The organism is Mesorhizobium sp. M0011, from assembly GCF_040324155.1.
Lineage (GTDB): Bacteria > Pseudomonadota > Alphaproteobacteria > Rhizobiales > Rhizobiaceae > Mesorhizobium.
This window is the reverse complement of the sequence record NZ_JAMYVQ010000005.1, coordinates 210,971-224,732: the sequence shown is the minus strand read 5'-3', so window position 1 is coordinate 224,732 and position 13,762 is coordinate 210,971. Positions and strand designations below refer to the sequence as shown.

Genomic DNA, 13,762 nt, shown 5'->3' with positions numbered 1-13,762 from the left:
GGCGAAAACATGTCCGTCATCACCACGGTCGAGCAGCTCGAGGCGCTCTATGGCGTTCCAGGCGAGGCCTCGCTGGTCAAGGAACTCGACCACGTCATTCCCGAATATGCCGCCTTCATCGAAGCCTCGCCGTTCGTCGCGCTGGCGACCAGTGGCCCGGAGGGGCTGGACTGTTCGCCGCGCGGCGATCTCGCCGGCTTTGTGCGCATCCATGATCCGAAAACCCTGATGATGCCGGATCGTCGCGGCAACAACCGCGCCGATTCGCTGAAAAACATCATCCGCGACCCACGCGTCGGCCTGCTGTTCCTGGTACCGGGCTCCGGCACGACGCTGCGTGTCAACGGCCGCGCTCATATCACCACGGATACGGCGCTGTGCGCATCATTCACGGTGGACGGCAAGGCGGCGCGATCGGTAACCGTCGTCGACATCGATTCGGTCTATTTCCAATGCGCCCGGGCCATCGTCCGTTCCGAGCTCTGGAACGCGGCAAGGCACGTCGACCCGAAGTCGCTGCCGACGCCCGGACAAATCCTGGAAATCACCAGCCGCAGCAACATCGACGGCGAAACCTACGACAAGGAATGGCCGGAGCGGGCGAAGAAGACGATGTGGTAGGTCTGGCTGAAAGGTCGTCACGCCTCTTTTAGCACATCATAGATCTTGCGCATCTGCTCGCCGATCATGTCGCATTGTTCCGGCGTCGACTGGCTCATCGCCTTCTCGATCAGCGCCATATGCACTTTCAGCGCCTGCATCAGCAGCGCCTCGCCGGCCTCGGTGAGCGCGAGCCGCAGGATGCGCTTGTCCTTCTCATCACCTTCGCGGCGCAGCAGGCCGCGCGCCTCCAGCTGCGGCAAAAGCATGGTGATGTTGGAGCGGCCGACGAGCAGCTTGCGGGCAAGATCGTGCTGCGACATGCCGGGGTGGCGATAGAGGTTCATCAGCACGTCGAGCTGCGCCGGTTTCAAATCGAGCGGTGCAAGCTTCACCGCGAGCGTGCGCTCCAGCACATGGCAGGCGCGCGCCACCGCGACCCAGTTGCGGAAACGGGGGTTGTCCCAAGGCAGCTCTTGTTTATTGTTCATCTTTGAACTATTATGTTCATGCTTGAACGTATGGATGGATTTTCACTATGGCATCATTCGGGCTGAAGGTCATCCGGGGCGTGTTCGGTGCGGCAGAGCGTGTCGCGCCGCGGCTTAGCGGACGCGCGGCGTTCGAATTGTTCTGCCGCACCCCGAATGTCAAGGCGCTCAGCGATGGCGAGCGCCGCGCTGTCGAGCGTGCGTCCGGGTTCATGACCGAGGCGCGTCATCACCGGCTGAAGACCGCGACCGGCTGCGTCATGGTGCACGAGTTCCGGCCCGAGCCGGGCAGGGCGGCCGCCGGCACGGTGCTCGTCGTCCATGGCTGGCGCTCGCGCACCGAATATATGCGCGCCTTGATCGAAGGCTATCGCGCCGCCGGCTACAGGGTCGTTTCGCTTGACCTGCCCGGCCACGGCCAGTCGCAGGGCCGGCGCCTCAACATGGTCAATGCGGTGGATGCGGTGCGGGTTGCCGGCGAATGGTTCGGTCCCTTCGTGGCGGCGGTCGGCCATTCCTTCGGCGGCGCCGTCGCCGCCAATGCCATCGCCGGTTCGGTCAAGAACATTCCGCCGCTGGCGGCCGGACGCCTGGTGCTGATCGCGGCGCCAAGTTCCCTGCCGGCGATCTTTGCCGACTTCAGTCATATGTTAAATGTCGGCCCGCGCTCGCAAGCCGCCATGGCGGACCGGGTCGAGCATCTTTCCGGCCGGCCGCTGCACGAATTCACCGGCGACCGTCAGCTCGCCCAGGCGCCGGTGCCGACCCTGGTCATCCATGCGCAGGACGATCGCGAAGTGTCGGCCGATCATGCAAGGCGCTATGCCGGCGCCGGCGGCCATGTGCGGCTCTACTGGGCCGACGGGCTCGGCCACCGCCGTATTCTCGCCGACAAGGGCGTGGTCGAACGCGCGGTCGGCTTCGTGACGCATCGCGAGCCATTGCTGCTGCACTGAGCGGCGGTCGAGATTATTTCTTCTTCTCGCCGGGTTCGACCGGCAGTCCGGCGGCCTTCCAGGCGGTGTAGCCGCCAAGGATGTGCTTGACCGGCGAAAGCCCCATGTCCTGCGCCGTCTTTGTGGCCAGCGCCGAGCGCCAGCCGCCGGCGCAGAAGAACACGAAGCTCTTTCCCGAGGCGAAGAACGGCTTGTGGTAAGGGCTTTCGGGGTCGATCCAGAACTCCAGCATGCCGCGGGTGACATGCTTGGCGCCGGGAATCCTGCCGTCTCGTTCCACTTCGCGCGGATCGCGCAGATCGACGAAGATGGTGTCTTCATCGTCGAGCAGTCCGGCTGCCTCCTCCGGCGAAACCACTTCGATCTCGGCGTTCGCCTCGTCCAGCAGCTCGCGATAACCCTTTTTCACGCTCTCGTCCCTCCCGGCCTTGCTGGCGAATTTCGATCACACCAGCCGGCGTTTGTCACGTCGCGTCGGTGCCGGCCATTGTCGTCCAGGCAGCCATGGCACCGGCCACCGTCGCCAGCAGGGCATCGTGCGAGGCTCCGTCGCGTGCCTGGATCGACATGCCGTGCTGGACCGTGGCGAAGAAAGTCGCGGCGGCACTAGAGTCGAAATCCGCCGGCAATTCGCCTTCGGCAACGCCGCGCTCGAGACGCTTCTGCAGGGCGGTGTGGTTTTCGGCACGACGACGGCGCAGATCGTCGCAGATGGCGCCTCGGCTCGAATCCTGATGCAGCGCGCCGAGCGTGATCAGGCAGCCCTGCGGGCGATCGCTCTGCGCATAGGCCTTCGCCGTCAGGCTCAGGAATTGTTCGATCGCCTGCCGCGCGGTCGGAGCCTCGTCCAATGCCAGCCAGATGTCGGCACCCTCGGTGTGCGAATAGAAATCCGTCGCCTCCAGGAACAGTGCCTCCTTGCTGCCGAAGGCGGCGTAGAGGCTGGGCGAGTTGATGCCCATGGCGGCGGTCAGCTCGCTCATCGATGCGCCTTCGTAACCACGCGCCCAGAACACCTGCATCGCGCGTCGCAGGGCTGCGGTTCGATCGAAGGTGCGGGGGCGGCCTCGTTCCGGCATGATGCTCTTTTCTGTGTTGATCGATACATAATTAAGTTGACGCCGGTGGGCAAGGCTGACAGATATTTATGTATCGATCGTTACAAAAGGAGAAATCGATGTCATTCAACCAACTGGGCGGCAAGGCCGCGCTCGTCACCGGCGGCAGTCGCGGCATCGGTGCGGCGATTGCGCGACGGCTCGCGGCCGACGGCGCCAGTGTCGCGCTGACTTATGTGCATGGCGAGGAGCAGGCTCGCTCGGTTGTCGCCGAAATCGAGGCCAAGGGCGGCCGCGCCATCGCGATCAGGGCCGACAACCGCGATGCGGTCGCCATAGACAAGGCCGTCGACGACGCAGTGACCGCCTTCGGCCGGCTCGACATCCTGGTCAACAGCGCCGGCATCTGGCGGGCCGCCCCCATCGACACGCTGTCGCTCGCAGATTTCGACGAGACCATGGAGGTCAATCTCCGGGCTCCATTCATCGCCTCGAAGGCGGCGGCCGTGCATATGGGTGAGGGCGGCAGGATCATCTCGATTGGCAGCAACCTTGCCGAGAGGGCGACCGACGGCAGCCTCACGGCCTATTCAGCCAGCAAGGCGGCGCTGGTCGGCCTGACCAAGGCGCTGGCGCGCGACCTCGGCCCGCGCGGCATCACCGCCAACGTCGTCCACCCCGGTTCGACCGACACCGACATGAACCCGGCCGACGGCCCGCACGCCGAGCATCAGCGCCGGAAGATGGCAACACCGCGTTTCGGCAAGGCCGATGACATTGCCGGTATGGTCGCCTGGCTTGCAGGCCCTGAAGGCCGCTTCGTCACCGGCGCTGCCCTGACCATCGATGGCGGCGCCAACGCCTGATCCCGAGAGATTTCCGGCTGGGGCGGAACAACCCTCCGCTCCAGCCGTCACGATCTTGTGAAACCGTTCTGCAACAGGCTTTCCAAAATTTATGAAAGCTTAACGAAATCGGTATGAATCAGTATAGTCGCGCCTTACATCCGCCATGCGGTGAGCGGGACGATCTAGCGTGCGGAACGGGAACCGGTTGCGGCCGGAGCGGGTGATTCATGAAATTCCTCGGAAACAAAGCAACCGTGATACCGCTGGTGGCGATCACGGCAACGCTGGCTTTCGGTGTACCCCAGGCAGGCGCGCAGGGGCTGTTCGACATGCTTTTCGGCGGCGGCGTCAAGCATGCGCCGAAAGGCGAGTTTCCGCCCCCGCCGCCGAAGAACAAGCCAAAGCCGAAAGTGTCCGGTGGTGGCGGCGGCAATGTGAAGATCAGCAGCCCATCCTACTACACCTACAAGGCCGACCGGCTGGTTCGCGTCGACTTCTCGGCATTGGCCGCGACGCCGCAGCCGGCGACACCGCAGGACGCCGCCTTCGTGCCGTCGGCAACGGGCGCTGCGTTCCGTGATGCGGTTGCCAGCTTGGGTGACTACGAACTCTTAGCCGAGCCCGACATCGCCAAGGCGCTGATCGCGTATTACTCGGCCAATCCGGATTTCATCTGGATAAGCGGAACCAGCCTCAACAGCCGCGCGCAGGATGCGGTGCGGGTGCTTGGCGAGGCTTCAAGCTATGGCCTCACGCCCGCCGACTATACGGTCGAAGTGCCCGCTGCCGGCGCATCGTCGGCCGATGCCAATGCGCAACTGAAAGAGCTCGTCCGTTTCGAGATGGCGCTTTCCGCGCGTGTGCTGCGCTATGCCCACGACGCCCAGAACGGCCGCGTCGATCCCAACCGCATGACCGGCTACTATGATTTCCCGGCCAAGCCGCTCGACTTGCAAGGCGTGCTGAGGACGCTGGCGCATACCCAGCAAGTGCGCACCTATCTCGAATCGCGGCATCCGCAGAATGCGGAATACCAGGCACTGCGCGTCGAGCTGGAATCGCTGCAGGCCAGTGCGGAAAACGAAATCGTCGTCGACCCCAAACTGTTGCTGAAGCCGGGCGAAACCAGCCCCGAACTGCCGAAGCTGCTGACCCTGATCGCGCGCAATCTCGATGACGAGATGGGCGGCGCCTATGGCGAGATCCTGTCCAGGCTGGCCACCAGCGAGGTCTATGATCCGGAACTGATTCCGATCATCAAAGCCGTGCAGCAGAAGGCAGGCATGAAGGGCGACGGCGTCATCGGCCCGCGCACCGTCGCGACGCTGGCCGGAACATCCAAGGCCGACAAGCTGCTGAAGGTGGAAGTGGCGCTGGAGGAATTGCGCTGGCTGCCCTCCGATCTCGGCAGCCCGCGCGTCTTCATCAACCAGCCGGCCTTTACCGCAAGCTACATCGACAATGGCGAGGAAAAGCTCAACACGCGTGTCGTCGTTGGCCGGACCACCAACCAGACCTCCTTCTTCTACGACCAGATCAAGCAGGTCGATTTCCATCCCTATTGGGGCGTGCCGCAGTCGATCATCGTCAACGAGATGCTGCCGAGATTGCGCAACGATCCGGGCTATCTCGACCGGGCCGGCTATGAGGTGACGGACTCGCGCGGCAAGCGCATTCCTTCGTCGGCGGTCAATTGGGGGGCCTATGGCTCGAACATCCCCTACAGCGTGCGCCAGCAGCCGAGCGAGGCCAACGCGCTGGGCGAGTTGAAGATCCTGTTCCCCAACAAGCATGCGATCTACATGCACGACACGCCGCAGAAATCATTCTTCGAGCGTGACATGCGCGCGCTCAGCCATGGCTGCGTGCGGCTGCAGGACCCGCGCGGCATGGCAGCGGCGGTGCTTGGCACCTCCGTGGACTATATCGCCGAGAAGCTGAAGCACGGCCATGCGACCGAGAATGTGACGCGCACGATCCCGGTCTATGTCGCCTATTTCACCGCCTGGCCTGATCTGTCCGGCAAGGTCGAATATTTCGGCGACGTCTACGACCGCGATTCGCGCCTGAAGCAGGCTCTGGACGCTACGGAGGCGGTTCGCTCGCCTTTGAGTTGATCCAGGACTTCGGTAGACCGTTAACTCATAAATACGGCCTGACCGAAAGCGGAAAGGCGGCTGAGAGGGAACGAGGAGCGGCGGCTACCGTTATCGAACAAGCTCAAAACGCAACTGTGATCCTGTTTCGGCAGGGACGAATGATGTTGAGCGCTCGAAGCGATTCTGCGACGCTGTTTTGCCATCGTCGGCATTCTGCCGATGGCTGAAGGTGGACCAGACTACGGAAGTGGGCACGTTTCGCTTCAGCGTGCAGATGGAAGGGCCTTCATTCGCGATCACACGGCCACAAAACAGAGGCCCTGACCTACTCCGCAAAATAGTCACTAATGGAGGCGCCTATGCCGAGCCATTATGCGATTCTCGAAGCCCCTTCCACGCTGGGCCTGGCGACCGACGGTGTGGAGCGCTTGCCTGACCGGCTCCTTGACCTTGGCCTTGCGGAGCGCATCCATGCGCGCCACGCCGGGCGGCTGGTTGTGCCTCCGAAGGACCCGACGCCCGATCCCGAGACCGGCACCCTGAACGCCAGGGCAATTGCGCAGTGGTCGCCCAAGCTCGCCGACGCCGTGGAAGCGGTGCTTGACGCAGGCGGGTTTCCAGTGGTGCTGGGCGGCGATTGCACGATCGTGCTGGGCTCGGCGCTCGCGTTTCGACGACGCGGCCGCTACGGCTTGCTCTTCATTGACGGCAACGCCGATTTCTTCCAGCCAGAGGCGGAACCCAATGGTGAGGGCGCCTCGATGGACCTCGCCTTCGTCACCGGCTACGGTCCGTCGCTCCTGACCGACATCGAAGGTCGCGGTCCTCTGGTCCGCCCTGAAGACGTTGTCGCCTTCGCGTATCGCGATCACAAGGATCAGGAGGAGTACGGAAGCCAGCCGCTCCCCGAAGAGCTCAAGGTGCTTGACCTTCCCGCTGTGCGCGCCACGGGCATCGAGACCGCCGCATGCGAAGCGATCGATCACCTGACGAGAGCTGAATTGGACGGCTTCTTCATCCATCTCGACGCCGACTGTCTCGACGACGTCATCATGCCAGCTGTCGATTTTCGCGTGCCAGGCGGATTGTCGTGGGACGAGCTGACGGCTGCGCTCCGGCTTGCCTTGGCGAGCGGCAAGGCAGTCGGCCTCGAGATCACCATCTACAATCCGCGCCTTGATGAGGACGGCAGCGCCGGACGCGGCCTCGCCGACGTACTGGCCGCCGCGCTCGGAACAGCAGCGCCATGACGACGAGCTATGGCTGCTCTCAGGCAGCAAGGCGCACTGAGCGACCGATTTGAGATCGTTTTCCGACTGGCGGCTATAATGCGGCGGAATCTGTTTCTTTCAGGCTCGGCATCAGCCGATATGCCGGGCTCGCGATTGTGAGCCTGCAAGCTAGTAGCGCTGGAACAATGGCCGCCGGAAGCCGGCGTCGCGCCCGGCGATCAGCCAATAGAGCAACCCGGCGACAAGGCCGGCAGCGGCAATGATGCCGATGTCGACCCAACGCTCCGGGTCCATATCCTCCGGTGCGCTCGGCCAGATCAGGGCGAAGCCGCCGACCGCGGCGCCGGCGCCGAAAACCATGTGCAGCAGGACATTGCGCAACGAGAAGAACTCGGCGATCAACGCGAAGATCAGCGTCTGCAGCGCGGTCACCACGATCGTCAGGAAATAGACGAACATGCCGAGCGGCGGCACCAGCAGCACCGCGATCGGCGAAACGCCCATGACGTCGAAATAGCTGGGCGCGTTGGGCAAGGAGCTGAGCACGCCATAGATCACCGCTATGGCGATCAGGCCGACCAGCACCGACACGAAGTAGCCGGCCAACATCATCAATATGCGCTTCATCACGTGCTTTGCCGTCGCCATCCCCATCCCCCAATGCGGCGCCCAGAGCAATTCCAGGAAAAGTGTGAAACGGTTTCCGTCCGGAATTGCGCCAAAACAAAGAGTTAGAGCGGTTCACCGTTTCCATGAAGCGGTGAACTGCTCTGGCGCACAGTCAGCCATCAAAGCGACGCTGACGCAAGGGGAGGCGCCCGCGCCGGGAATGGCCGCTGACACGGCCGGGAACGAAATGTCTGCCGGCGAACCCTATTTCGGCTCCGCCGTCACAGGATCGTAGGTGATTTCGACCTTCGCCTTGTCCGCCGTGTAATAGGTGACGGTGTAGGCGCCGCTATCCCAGTCGACCTCGTCCACATAGCGAAAGCCGTCGCGCTGCTCGACCTTGGCGATGATCTCGGACAGCTTCTTGGCATTGGGCGGCGGCAGCGGCTTGTCGTCCGCGGCCAAGGCCGGCGCGCCGGCGAGAAGAACGGCGACGCTGGTCGCCAGCAGAAATCTGGACATGGCTTTCCCTCAAGTTTTCGTCGGAGAGAAACTCGCTGGCGTGCCGGTTTGTTCCGCAGCCGGAATGCGTGCCGATTCAGTCCACAGGTTTGCAGCTGCCCGAATAATGGGCCGCCGCCCGCTTGACTTACGCAGCGCGTCGTTGAGCGGGGTGGAGACCTGAACGGGTTCGACGAGGGTCGACGGCGGTCACGATGCTGTGGTGGTGATCGCAATAGACGCGATCCGCCGAAGTTGGCCCAGCACAGAAACGATAACCGCCGGGCACTGACCGGTCTTCGCTCACCGGGAAGCGGCACTGATAGACGCCTAGCTGAATGAGGGGGACGTCTTTCGAAATCGGTCTGATATTTTCAGGCATGGTTTTTCAGGTTCCTGGTTCATAGCCATTGCCGGCCGATGGCCGCAAAGCGACCGTGTCAAGGCGAGCTTCTCTCGTTTTGGAGGGCTGTGGATCACCATATGGTGTTGGTCGCAGCGTCAATGAAGCCCGAAACCCTGCATTTCGGAAGTCAATCATTGCGACTTAAGGCCACACCAGCTGCTGGGCGGGCGGGCTACGGAAGCGAATACATCTGTCAGCAGAAGTGTGGTCGCGTCCCCGAGCATCTCTGCGAACCGCTTCGCCGGTGCTATGGTGTGCCTGCATGATCAGGCAGCAGGGATATGAGCCATGCCCGAAGTCACCCGCCGTACACTTCTTGCGTTCACCGCCGTGGCCTCAGTCATTGAACCGACATTTGCTGAAGGGGAAGGGGCCTCACCCGGATTGCGGGCGCTGATCGGAGCCCATGAAGCCACCTATGTCGGGCTTCACAGGGTTGTTCATCAAGCGGGCAGTAGCAGCCACGAACGCAAGAGGGCAGACCGGATTGAACAGGAAGCACTGCTGGCCATCTGCTCCTATCCTGCGATCAGCCGAGGCGATCGCCGGGCCAAGGCCGATTACCTGTTGACCGCCGAGGCTCGGGGTGAACTCGACCTGGAAGAGCACATGCAGGCCATCCTGCACTCGATGAAGCGCTGATCGCGGCTGGTGCATCTCCACCAGACATCGCCAACTGCCGTAAGGATTTTGGTGGGCGATGCAGGGATTGAACCTGCGACCCCACCCGTGTGAAGGGTGTGCTCTCCCGCTGAGCTAATCGCCCGCTCGTTGCCCAAAGGCCAAGCGAGCCGCGATATAAGGGAGGCGGGTGCGGGAAGTCAAGCCGGTGTTCGGCGTTCGGCTAAGGATCGGATTTGCTGCCCTTTCCGCGTTGTCGCCGAGGGGGGGGCAGGCCGCTTCCCAACGCTATCGAGTATAGATTCTTGCGAAGAGGACCCCCACCCTAGCCCTCCCCACAAGGGGAGGGAAGCTGCCGCGCTCTCGCCTTTTGCGTCGAGAACGTTGGAAATCTGCTGATATCAGCGCCGACGGAATCTCCTCCCCCTTTGTGGGGAGGGGTTAGGAGTGGGGGTATTCGTAGGGCGCAAGCCTTTGCCCATATGCGATTGCCTGCGCCACTCCCCGTCACTACCCGGCCGCGGCAATCAGCCTTTGCGCCAGACCGAGCGTCAGGGCGTCGAAATGCGAGATGACCGCCGAGGGTTCGAATTCGCGGACATGGCGGTCGGTGTAGCCGAAATCGACCGCCACCACCGGGATGCCGGCGGCTTTTGCCGTGTCGATATCGGTTTGCGAATCGCCGACCATCAGCGCGCGGTGCGGGTCGCCGCCGGCCAGCTTGATGGTCTCGATCAGATGGCGCGGGTCGGGCTTGCGGAAGGCGAACGTGTCCTGGCCGGCGATGGCCGCGAAATGCTGGGTCAGGCCGAGCGCCTCGATCAGCGCCAGCGAGTTGGCTTCGTATTTGTTGGTGCAGATGGCCAGGAGATAGCCGGCCTTTTCGAAGCGCGCGATCGCCTCGACGACACCGGGGTAGGGGCGCGATTTGCCGGGGATGTTGATTGTGTAGTGGTCGAGGAACAGTTTCAGCAGCCGGTCGTGCTCCGCGACATCGAGCGATCGCTGACGGGCGGCGTGCGCCCGCTCGATCATCACCCGGCCGCCGTGACCGACAAAACGCCTGAAGCCGGCTTCGTCGACCGCCGCGATCTCGCTGGCGGCCAGGCTGTGGTTCAGGCTGTCGAGCAGGTCCGGCGCTGTGTCGATCAGCGTACCGTCGAGGTCGAACACGATGATCGGTCGGGTCATGGTCTGTCCTGGGCAGGTGTGCAATGGGCAGGCGATAGCGGCTGCGGCGCGTCAAGGCAAGCGCGGGGCCAGTTCGTTCAGGCGGGGCCTGCCCATCAGGCCGGGCATTCGCGGCGGGCCGTCCTATATGAAAAAACCCGCCTCGACGGCGAGGTGTTGGCACAAATCAGCACCATGGACAAAAATGTAGCATAGCTGCCCTCACCGGTCAAGGAAATAATTCCTACACAGGCATCACCTGGAGAAGCGCCGTCCAGGGCTTTGACCGGACCGGCAAAAATGCTACGAGCCCGGCAGCGAATTTCCGGGGCAATTACCGACATGGATGCAAGGCAATTGAAGGTCGAAGCCGCGCGCGCCGCACTTGCCCATGTGGGCGACGGCATGCGGCTCGGCATCGGCACCGGCACCACGGCCGAAGAGTTCGTGCGGCTGCTTGCCGAAAAGGTCGCCACCGGCATGACCATCATCGGCGTGCCGACTTCGGAGCGCACCGCGTTGCTCTGCCGCGAGCTTGGCGTACCGCTGTCGACGCTGGAGGAAACGCCAGAGCTCGATCTCACCGTCGACGGCGCCGACGAAGTCGACCCGGAACTGACCTTGATCAAGGGCGGCGGCGGCGCGCTGCTGCGCGAGAAGATCGTCGCCGCGGCGTCCCAGAGCATGATCGTCATCGCCGACCGCTCCAAGATGGTCGAGACGCTCGGTCGTTTTCCGCTGCCGATCGAGGTCAATCCGTTCGGCCTGCGCGCCACTGAAATCGCGGTTGCCACAGCGGCTGAAAAGCTCGGTCTTTCCGGGCCGGTCACATTGAGGATGACGGGGGGGCAGGCTTTTGTTACAGACGGCGGCCATTTTATCCTCGATGCATCTTTTGGCCGCATTCCGGATACAAGAGCGCTTTCGAATGCTCTCCACGCCATTCCGGGCGTGGTCGAGCATGGTCTTTTCATCGGGCTGGCTTCAGCGGCCATCATCGCCGGCGGCGACGGTATCCAAACCGTCCATGCCGCCCGAAAACCAGGGAGTTCTACCGATCATGACGTTGCATAACCGGGTTCGCAGCCTTTCCGTCCTTCTGGCGTCCTCGGCCGTTTTCGCCTTCTCTTCGCCGGCGTTTTCGCAGGATGTCACGGATTCGCACCTGAAGGCCGCCCGCGCGGCGGTCGCTGCGATCCACGCGACCGACCCGTTCGACAACATCCTGCCGCAGGCAGCCGCGGCGCTCGAATCGCAGCTGATCCAGAAGAACCCGGACATGCAGGAACTGATCGGCAAGACGATCAGCGAGAAGGCGCTGGCGCTGGCCTCGCGCCGCGCCGACCTCGAGAAGGAAGCAGCACTCGCCTACGCGAAAGTGTTCTCCGAAAAGGAACTGGCCGACATCGCCGCCTTCTACAATTCCGATTCGGGCAAGAAGCTGCTCGATAGCGGCCCGACGGTGACCCGCGAACTGGTCAAGGCAGCCGACATCTGGCAGAACGGCCTCGGCCGCGATCTCGCCCAGCAGGTTGGCGAAACGCTGGCCGCCGCCGCCAAGGCAAAGGCGCAGGCAGCACCTGCCGCGCCCGCCGACGGAGCCGCCGCTCCGGCCGATGGCGCAGCGCCCGCCGATGGCGCGGCCCCCGCGGACAATAACTGATCCCGCATTTCAAATGGCCTTGCGGCCTCCCGCGAAAGCCCGGCCTGTCCGGGCTTTTCTTTTGACTGTTTGCGGCCTACCTGTCTGACACATTTCTGAAGCTTGGGAGCCGCGTCATGGCCGGTTACGACTACGATCTTTTCGTCATCGGCGGCGGTTCGGGCGGGGTCAGGGCGGCGCGTGTCGCCGCGGCTCTCGGCAAGCGTGTCGGCATCGCCGAGGAATACCGCTATGGGGGCACCTGCGTCATCCGCGGCTGCGTGCCGAAAAAGCTCTATGTCTATGCCTCGCAATTTCCCGAGCACTTTGCCGACGCCGCCGGCTATGGCTGGACGGTGCCGGAAGCCAGTTTCGACTGGCAGACGCTGGTCGCCAACAAGGATCGCGAGATCAGCCGGCTGGAGGCGATCTACGTCAGGAACGTCGAGGGCGCCGGCGGCGAGACCTTCCACTCGCGCGCCATGATCGTCGATCCGCATGTCGTGCATCTCCTGGGTGAGGATCGCACCGTCACAGCAGACCAGATCCTGATTGCCACGGGCGGCCGCCCGGCGCCGCATCCGGCGCTGCCCGGCCATGAACATTGCATCTTTTCCAACGAGGCTTTCGACCTCAAGGAATTGCCCAAGGCGATCATGATCGAGGGCGGCGGCTACATCGCTGTCGAGTTCGCCAACATTTTTCACGGTCTCGGCGTCGACACCACGCTGGTCTATCGCGGCAAGGAGATCCTCAGCCGGTTCGACATGGACCTGCGGCGCATGCTGCACGAAACGATGGAAAAGAAGGGGATAAGAATCCTCTGCCATTCCGTGTCCGAATGGATCCGCAAGCGGCCGGACGGCCGGCTCGACGCGCTCGTCAGCGGCGGCGAGGTGCTGACCGTCGACCAGGTGATGCTGGCCATCGGCCGCATTCCCAACACCGAGAATATGGGCCTGGAAGGAATCGGACTGGAGATGACCAAGACCGGCGCCATCGCCGTCGACCAATATTCCCGCACCAACATCGACAGCATCTGGGCGATCGGCGACGTCACCAACCGCGTGCAACTGACGCCGGTGGCGATCCACGAGGCGATGTGTTTTATTGAAACCGCCTTCAAGGGAAATCCAACCGCGCCCGATCACGAGACGATCGCGACCGCCGTCTTTTCACAGCCGGAGATCGGCACTGTCGGCGTGTCGGAGGACGACGCCGTCAAACGCTTCCCCGACATCGAGATCTACCGCGCGACATTCCGGCCGATGCGGCACACCCTGTCCGGGCGGGATGAGAAGATGCTGATAAAGCTGGTGGTCAACGGCGCGTCGAAGAAAGTGCTTGGCGCCCACATATTGGGGCCGGACGCCGGCGAGATGGCGCAGCTGCTCGGCATCCCGCTGAAGGCCGGCCTGACCAAGGACGATTTCGACCGCACAATGGCCGTGCATCCGACAGCGGCGGAAGAACTGGTCACCATGTACAAGCCGACCTACCGCGTGAAGGACGGCGTGCGGGTCGATTGA

General features: G+C 63.3%; 15 protein-coding genes and 1 tRNA gene. 9 read left to right on the top strand and 7 right to left on the bottom strand.

Annotation, left to right across the window (positions count from 1 at the left end; all coding sequences use genetic code 11):
• Positions 1-9: 9 nt before the first annotated feature.
• Entirely contained in the window at positions 10-621 is a 612-nt protein-coding gene (locus NKK51_RS08265; RefSeq protein WP_023813959.1) for a pyridoxamine 5'-phosphate oxidase family protein, read from the top strand.
• 17 nt (positions 622-638) lie between these two features.
• Here the strand turns inward: NKK51_RS08265 and NKK51_RS08260 are convergent, their stop codons facing one another.
• Entirely contained in the window at positions 639-1,091 is a 453-nt protein-coding gene (locus NKK51_RS08260) for a MarR family winged helix-turn-helix transcriptional regulator (protein ID WP_023813960.1), read from the bottom strand.
• Positions 1,092-1,138: 47 nt separating this feature from the next.
• On the opposite strand from NKK51_RS08260, the gene NKK51_RS08255 reads away from it, so the two are divergent.
• Positions 1,139-2,047, top strand: coding sequence for an alpha/beta hydrolase (locus NKK51_RS08255; RefSeq protein WP_352552215.1), 909 nt, complete (start codon positions 1,139-1,141; stop codon positions 2,045-2,047).
• A gap of 13 nt (positions 2,048-2,060) precedes the next feature.
• Here NKK51_RS08255 and NKK51_RS08250 read toward each other — a convergent pair whose 3' ends face one another.
• Together NKK51_RS08250 and NKK51_RS08245 are read right to left on the bottom strand one after the other, a co-directional pair.
• Complete coding sequence (locus tag NKK51_RS08250; RefSeq protein WP_056587731.1) at positions 2,061-2,456, bottom strand: rhodanese-like domain-containing protein; 396 nt, start codon at positions 2,454-2,456, stop codon at positions 2,061-2,063.
• Between the two features lie 55 nt (positions 2,457-2,511).
• Entirely contained in the window at positions 2,512-3,126 is a 615-nt protein-coding gene (locus tag NKK51_RS08245; protein WP_352552213.1) for a TetR/AcrR family transcriptional regulator, read from the bottom strand.
• Between the two features lie 98 nt (positions 3,127-3,224).
• On the opposite strand from NKK51_RS08245, the gene NKK51_RS08240 reads away from it, so the two are divergent.
• From NKK51_RS08240 to NKK51_RS08230, 3 genes are all read left to right on the top strand, one after another.
• Positions 3,225-3,971 (top strand): 3-oxoacyl-ACP reductase family protein, encoded by a 747-nt coding sequence (locus tag NKK51_RS08240; RefSeq protein ID WP_352552211.1) that lies wholly within the window; start codon positions 3,225-3,227, stop codon positions 3,969-3,971.
• A 209-nt stretch (positions 3,972-4,180) separates the two neighbouring features.
• Positions 4,181-6,070 (top strand): L,D-transpeptidase family protein, encoded by a 1,890-nt coding sequence (locus NKK51_RS08235; protein ID WP_352552209.1) that lies wholly within the window; start codon positions 4,181-4,183, stop codon positions 6,068-6,070.
• Positions 6,071-6,411: 341 nt separating this feature from the next.
• A complete protein-coding gene (locus NKK51_RS08230; RefSeq protein ID WP_352552208.1) occupies positions 6,412-7,302 on the top strand; it encodes an arginase family protein in 891 nt (296 codons plus the stop codon).
• 150 nt (positions 7,303-7,452) lie between these two features.
• Here NKK51_RS08230 and NKK51_RS08225 read toward each other — a convergent pair whose 3' ends face one another.
• Both NKK51_RS08225 and NKK51_RS08220 read right to left on the bottom strand, forming a co-directional pair.
• The gene (locus NKK51_RS08225; RefSeq protein WP_032909546.1) at positions 7,453-7,938 is read right to left on the bottom strand and encodes a hypothetical protein; all 486 of its coding nucleotides are present in this window, start codon (positions 7,936-7,938) and stop codon (positions 7,453-7,455) included.
• A gap of 219 nt (positions 7,939-8,157) precedes the next feature.
• A complete protein-coding gene (locus tag NKK51_RS08220) occupies positions 8,158-8,415 on the bottom strand; it encodes a PepSY domain-containing protein (RefSeq protein WP_024503292.1) in 258 nt (85 codons plus the stop codon).
• Between the two features lie 673 nt (positions 8,416-9,088).
• Between NKK51_RS08220 and NKK51_RS08210 the strand changes: the two genes are divergently transcribed.
• Positions 9,089-9,442 carry a hypothetical protein gene (locus NKK51_RS08210; protein WP_031213807.1) on the top strand — a complete coding sequence of 118 codons (354 nt, stop codon included), beginning with the start codon at positions 9,089-9,091 and terminating at the stop codon, positions 9,440-9,442.
• 49 nt (positions 9,443-9,491) lie between these two features.
• Here the strand turns inward: NKK51_RS08210 and NKK51_RS08205 are convergent.
• Positions 9,492-9,566 (bottom strand) — tRNA-Val (locus NKK51_RS08205).
• A 365-nt stretch (positions 9,567-9,931) separates the two neighbouring features.
• Positions 9,932-10,612, bottom strand: a complete 681-nt coding sequence (locus NKK51_RS08200; protein ID WP_352552204.1) for a phosphoglycolate phosphatase — start codon at positions 10,610-10,612, stop codon at positions 9,932-9,934.
• Positions 10,613-10,933: 321 nt separating this feature from the next.
• On the opposite strand from NKK51_RS08200, the gene rpiA reads away from it, so the two are divergent.
• The 3 genes from rpiA to gor all read left to right on the top strand — a co-directional run bounded on the left by rpiA (position 10,934) and on the right by gor (position 13,762).
• Positions 10,934-11,665, top strand: a complete 732-nt coding sequence (gene rpiA / locus NKK51_RS08195) for a ribose-5-phosphate isomerase RpiA (RefSeq protein ID WP_023813970.1) — start codon at positions 10,934-10,936, stop codon at positions 11,663-11,665.
• Complete coding sequence (locus NKK51_RS08190; protein ID WP_352552203.1) at positions 11,652-12,254, top strand: DUF2059 domain-containing protein; 603 nt, start codon at positions 11,652-11,654, stop codon at positions 12,252-12,254. Before rpiA ends, NKK51_RS08190 begins: the two co-directional genes overlap by 14 nt.
• A 116-nt stretch (positions 12,255-12,370) precedes the next feature.
• Positions 12,371-13,762 (top strand): glutathione-disulfide reductase, encoded by a 1,392-nt coding sequence (gene gor, locus NKK51_RS08185; protein ID WP_352552202.1) that lies wholly within the window; start codon positions 12,371-12,373, stop codon positions 13,760-13,762.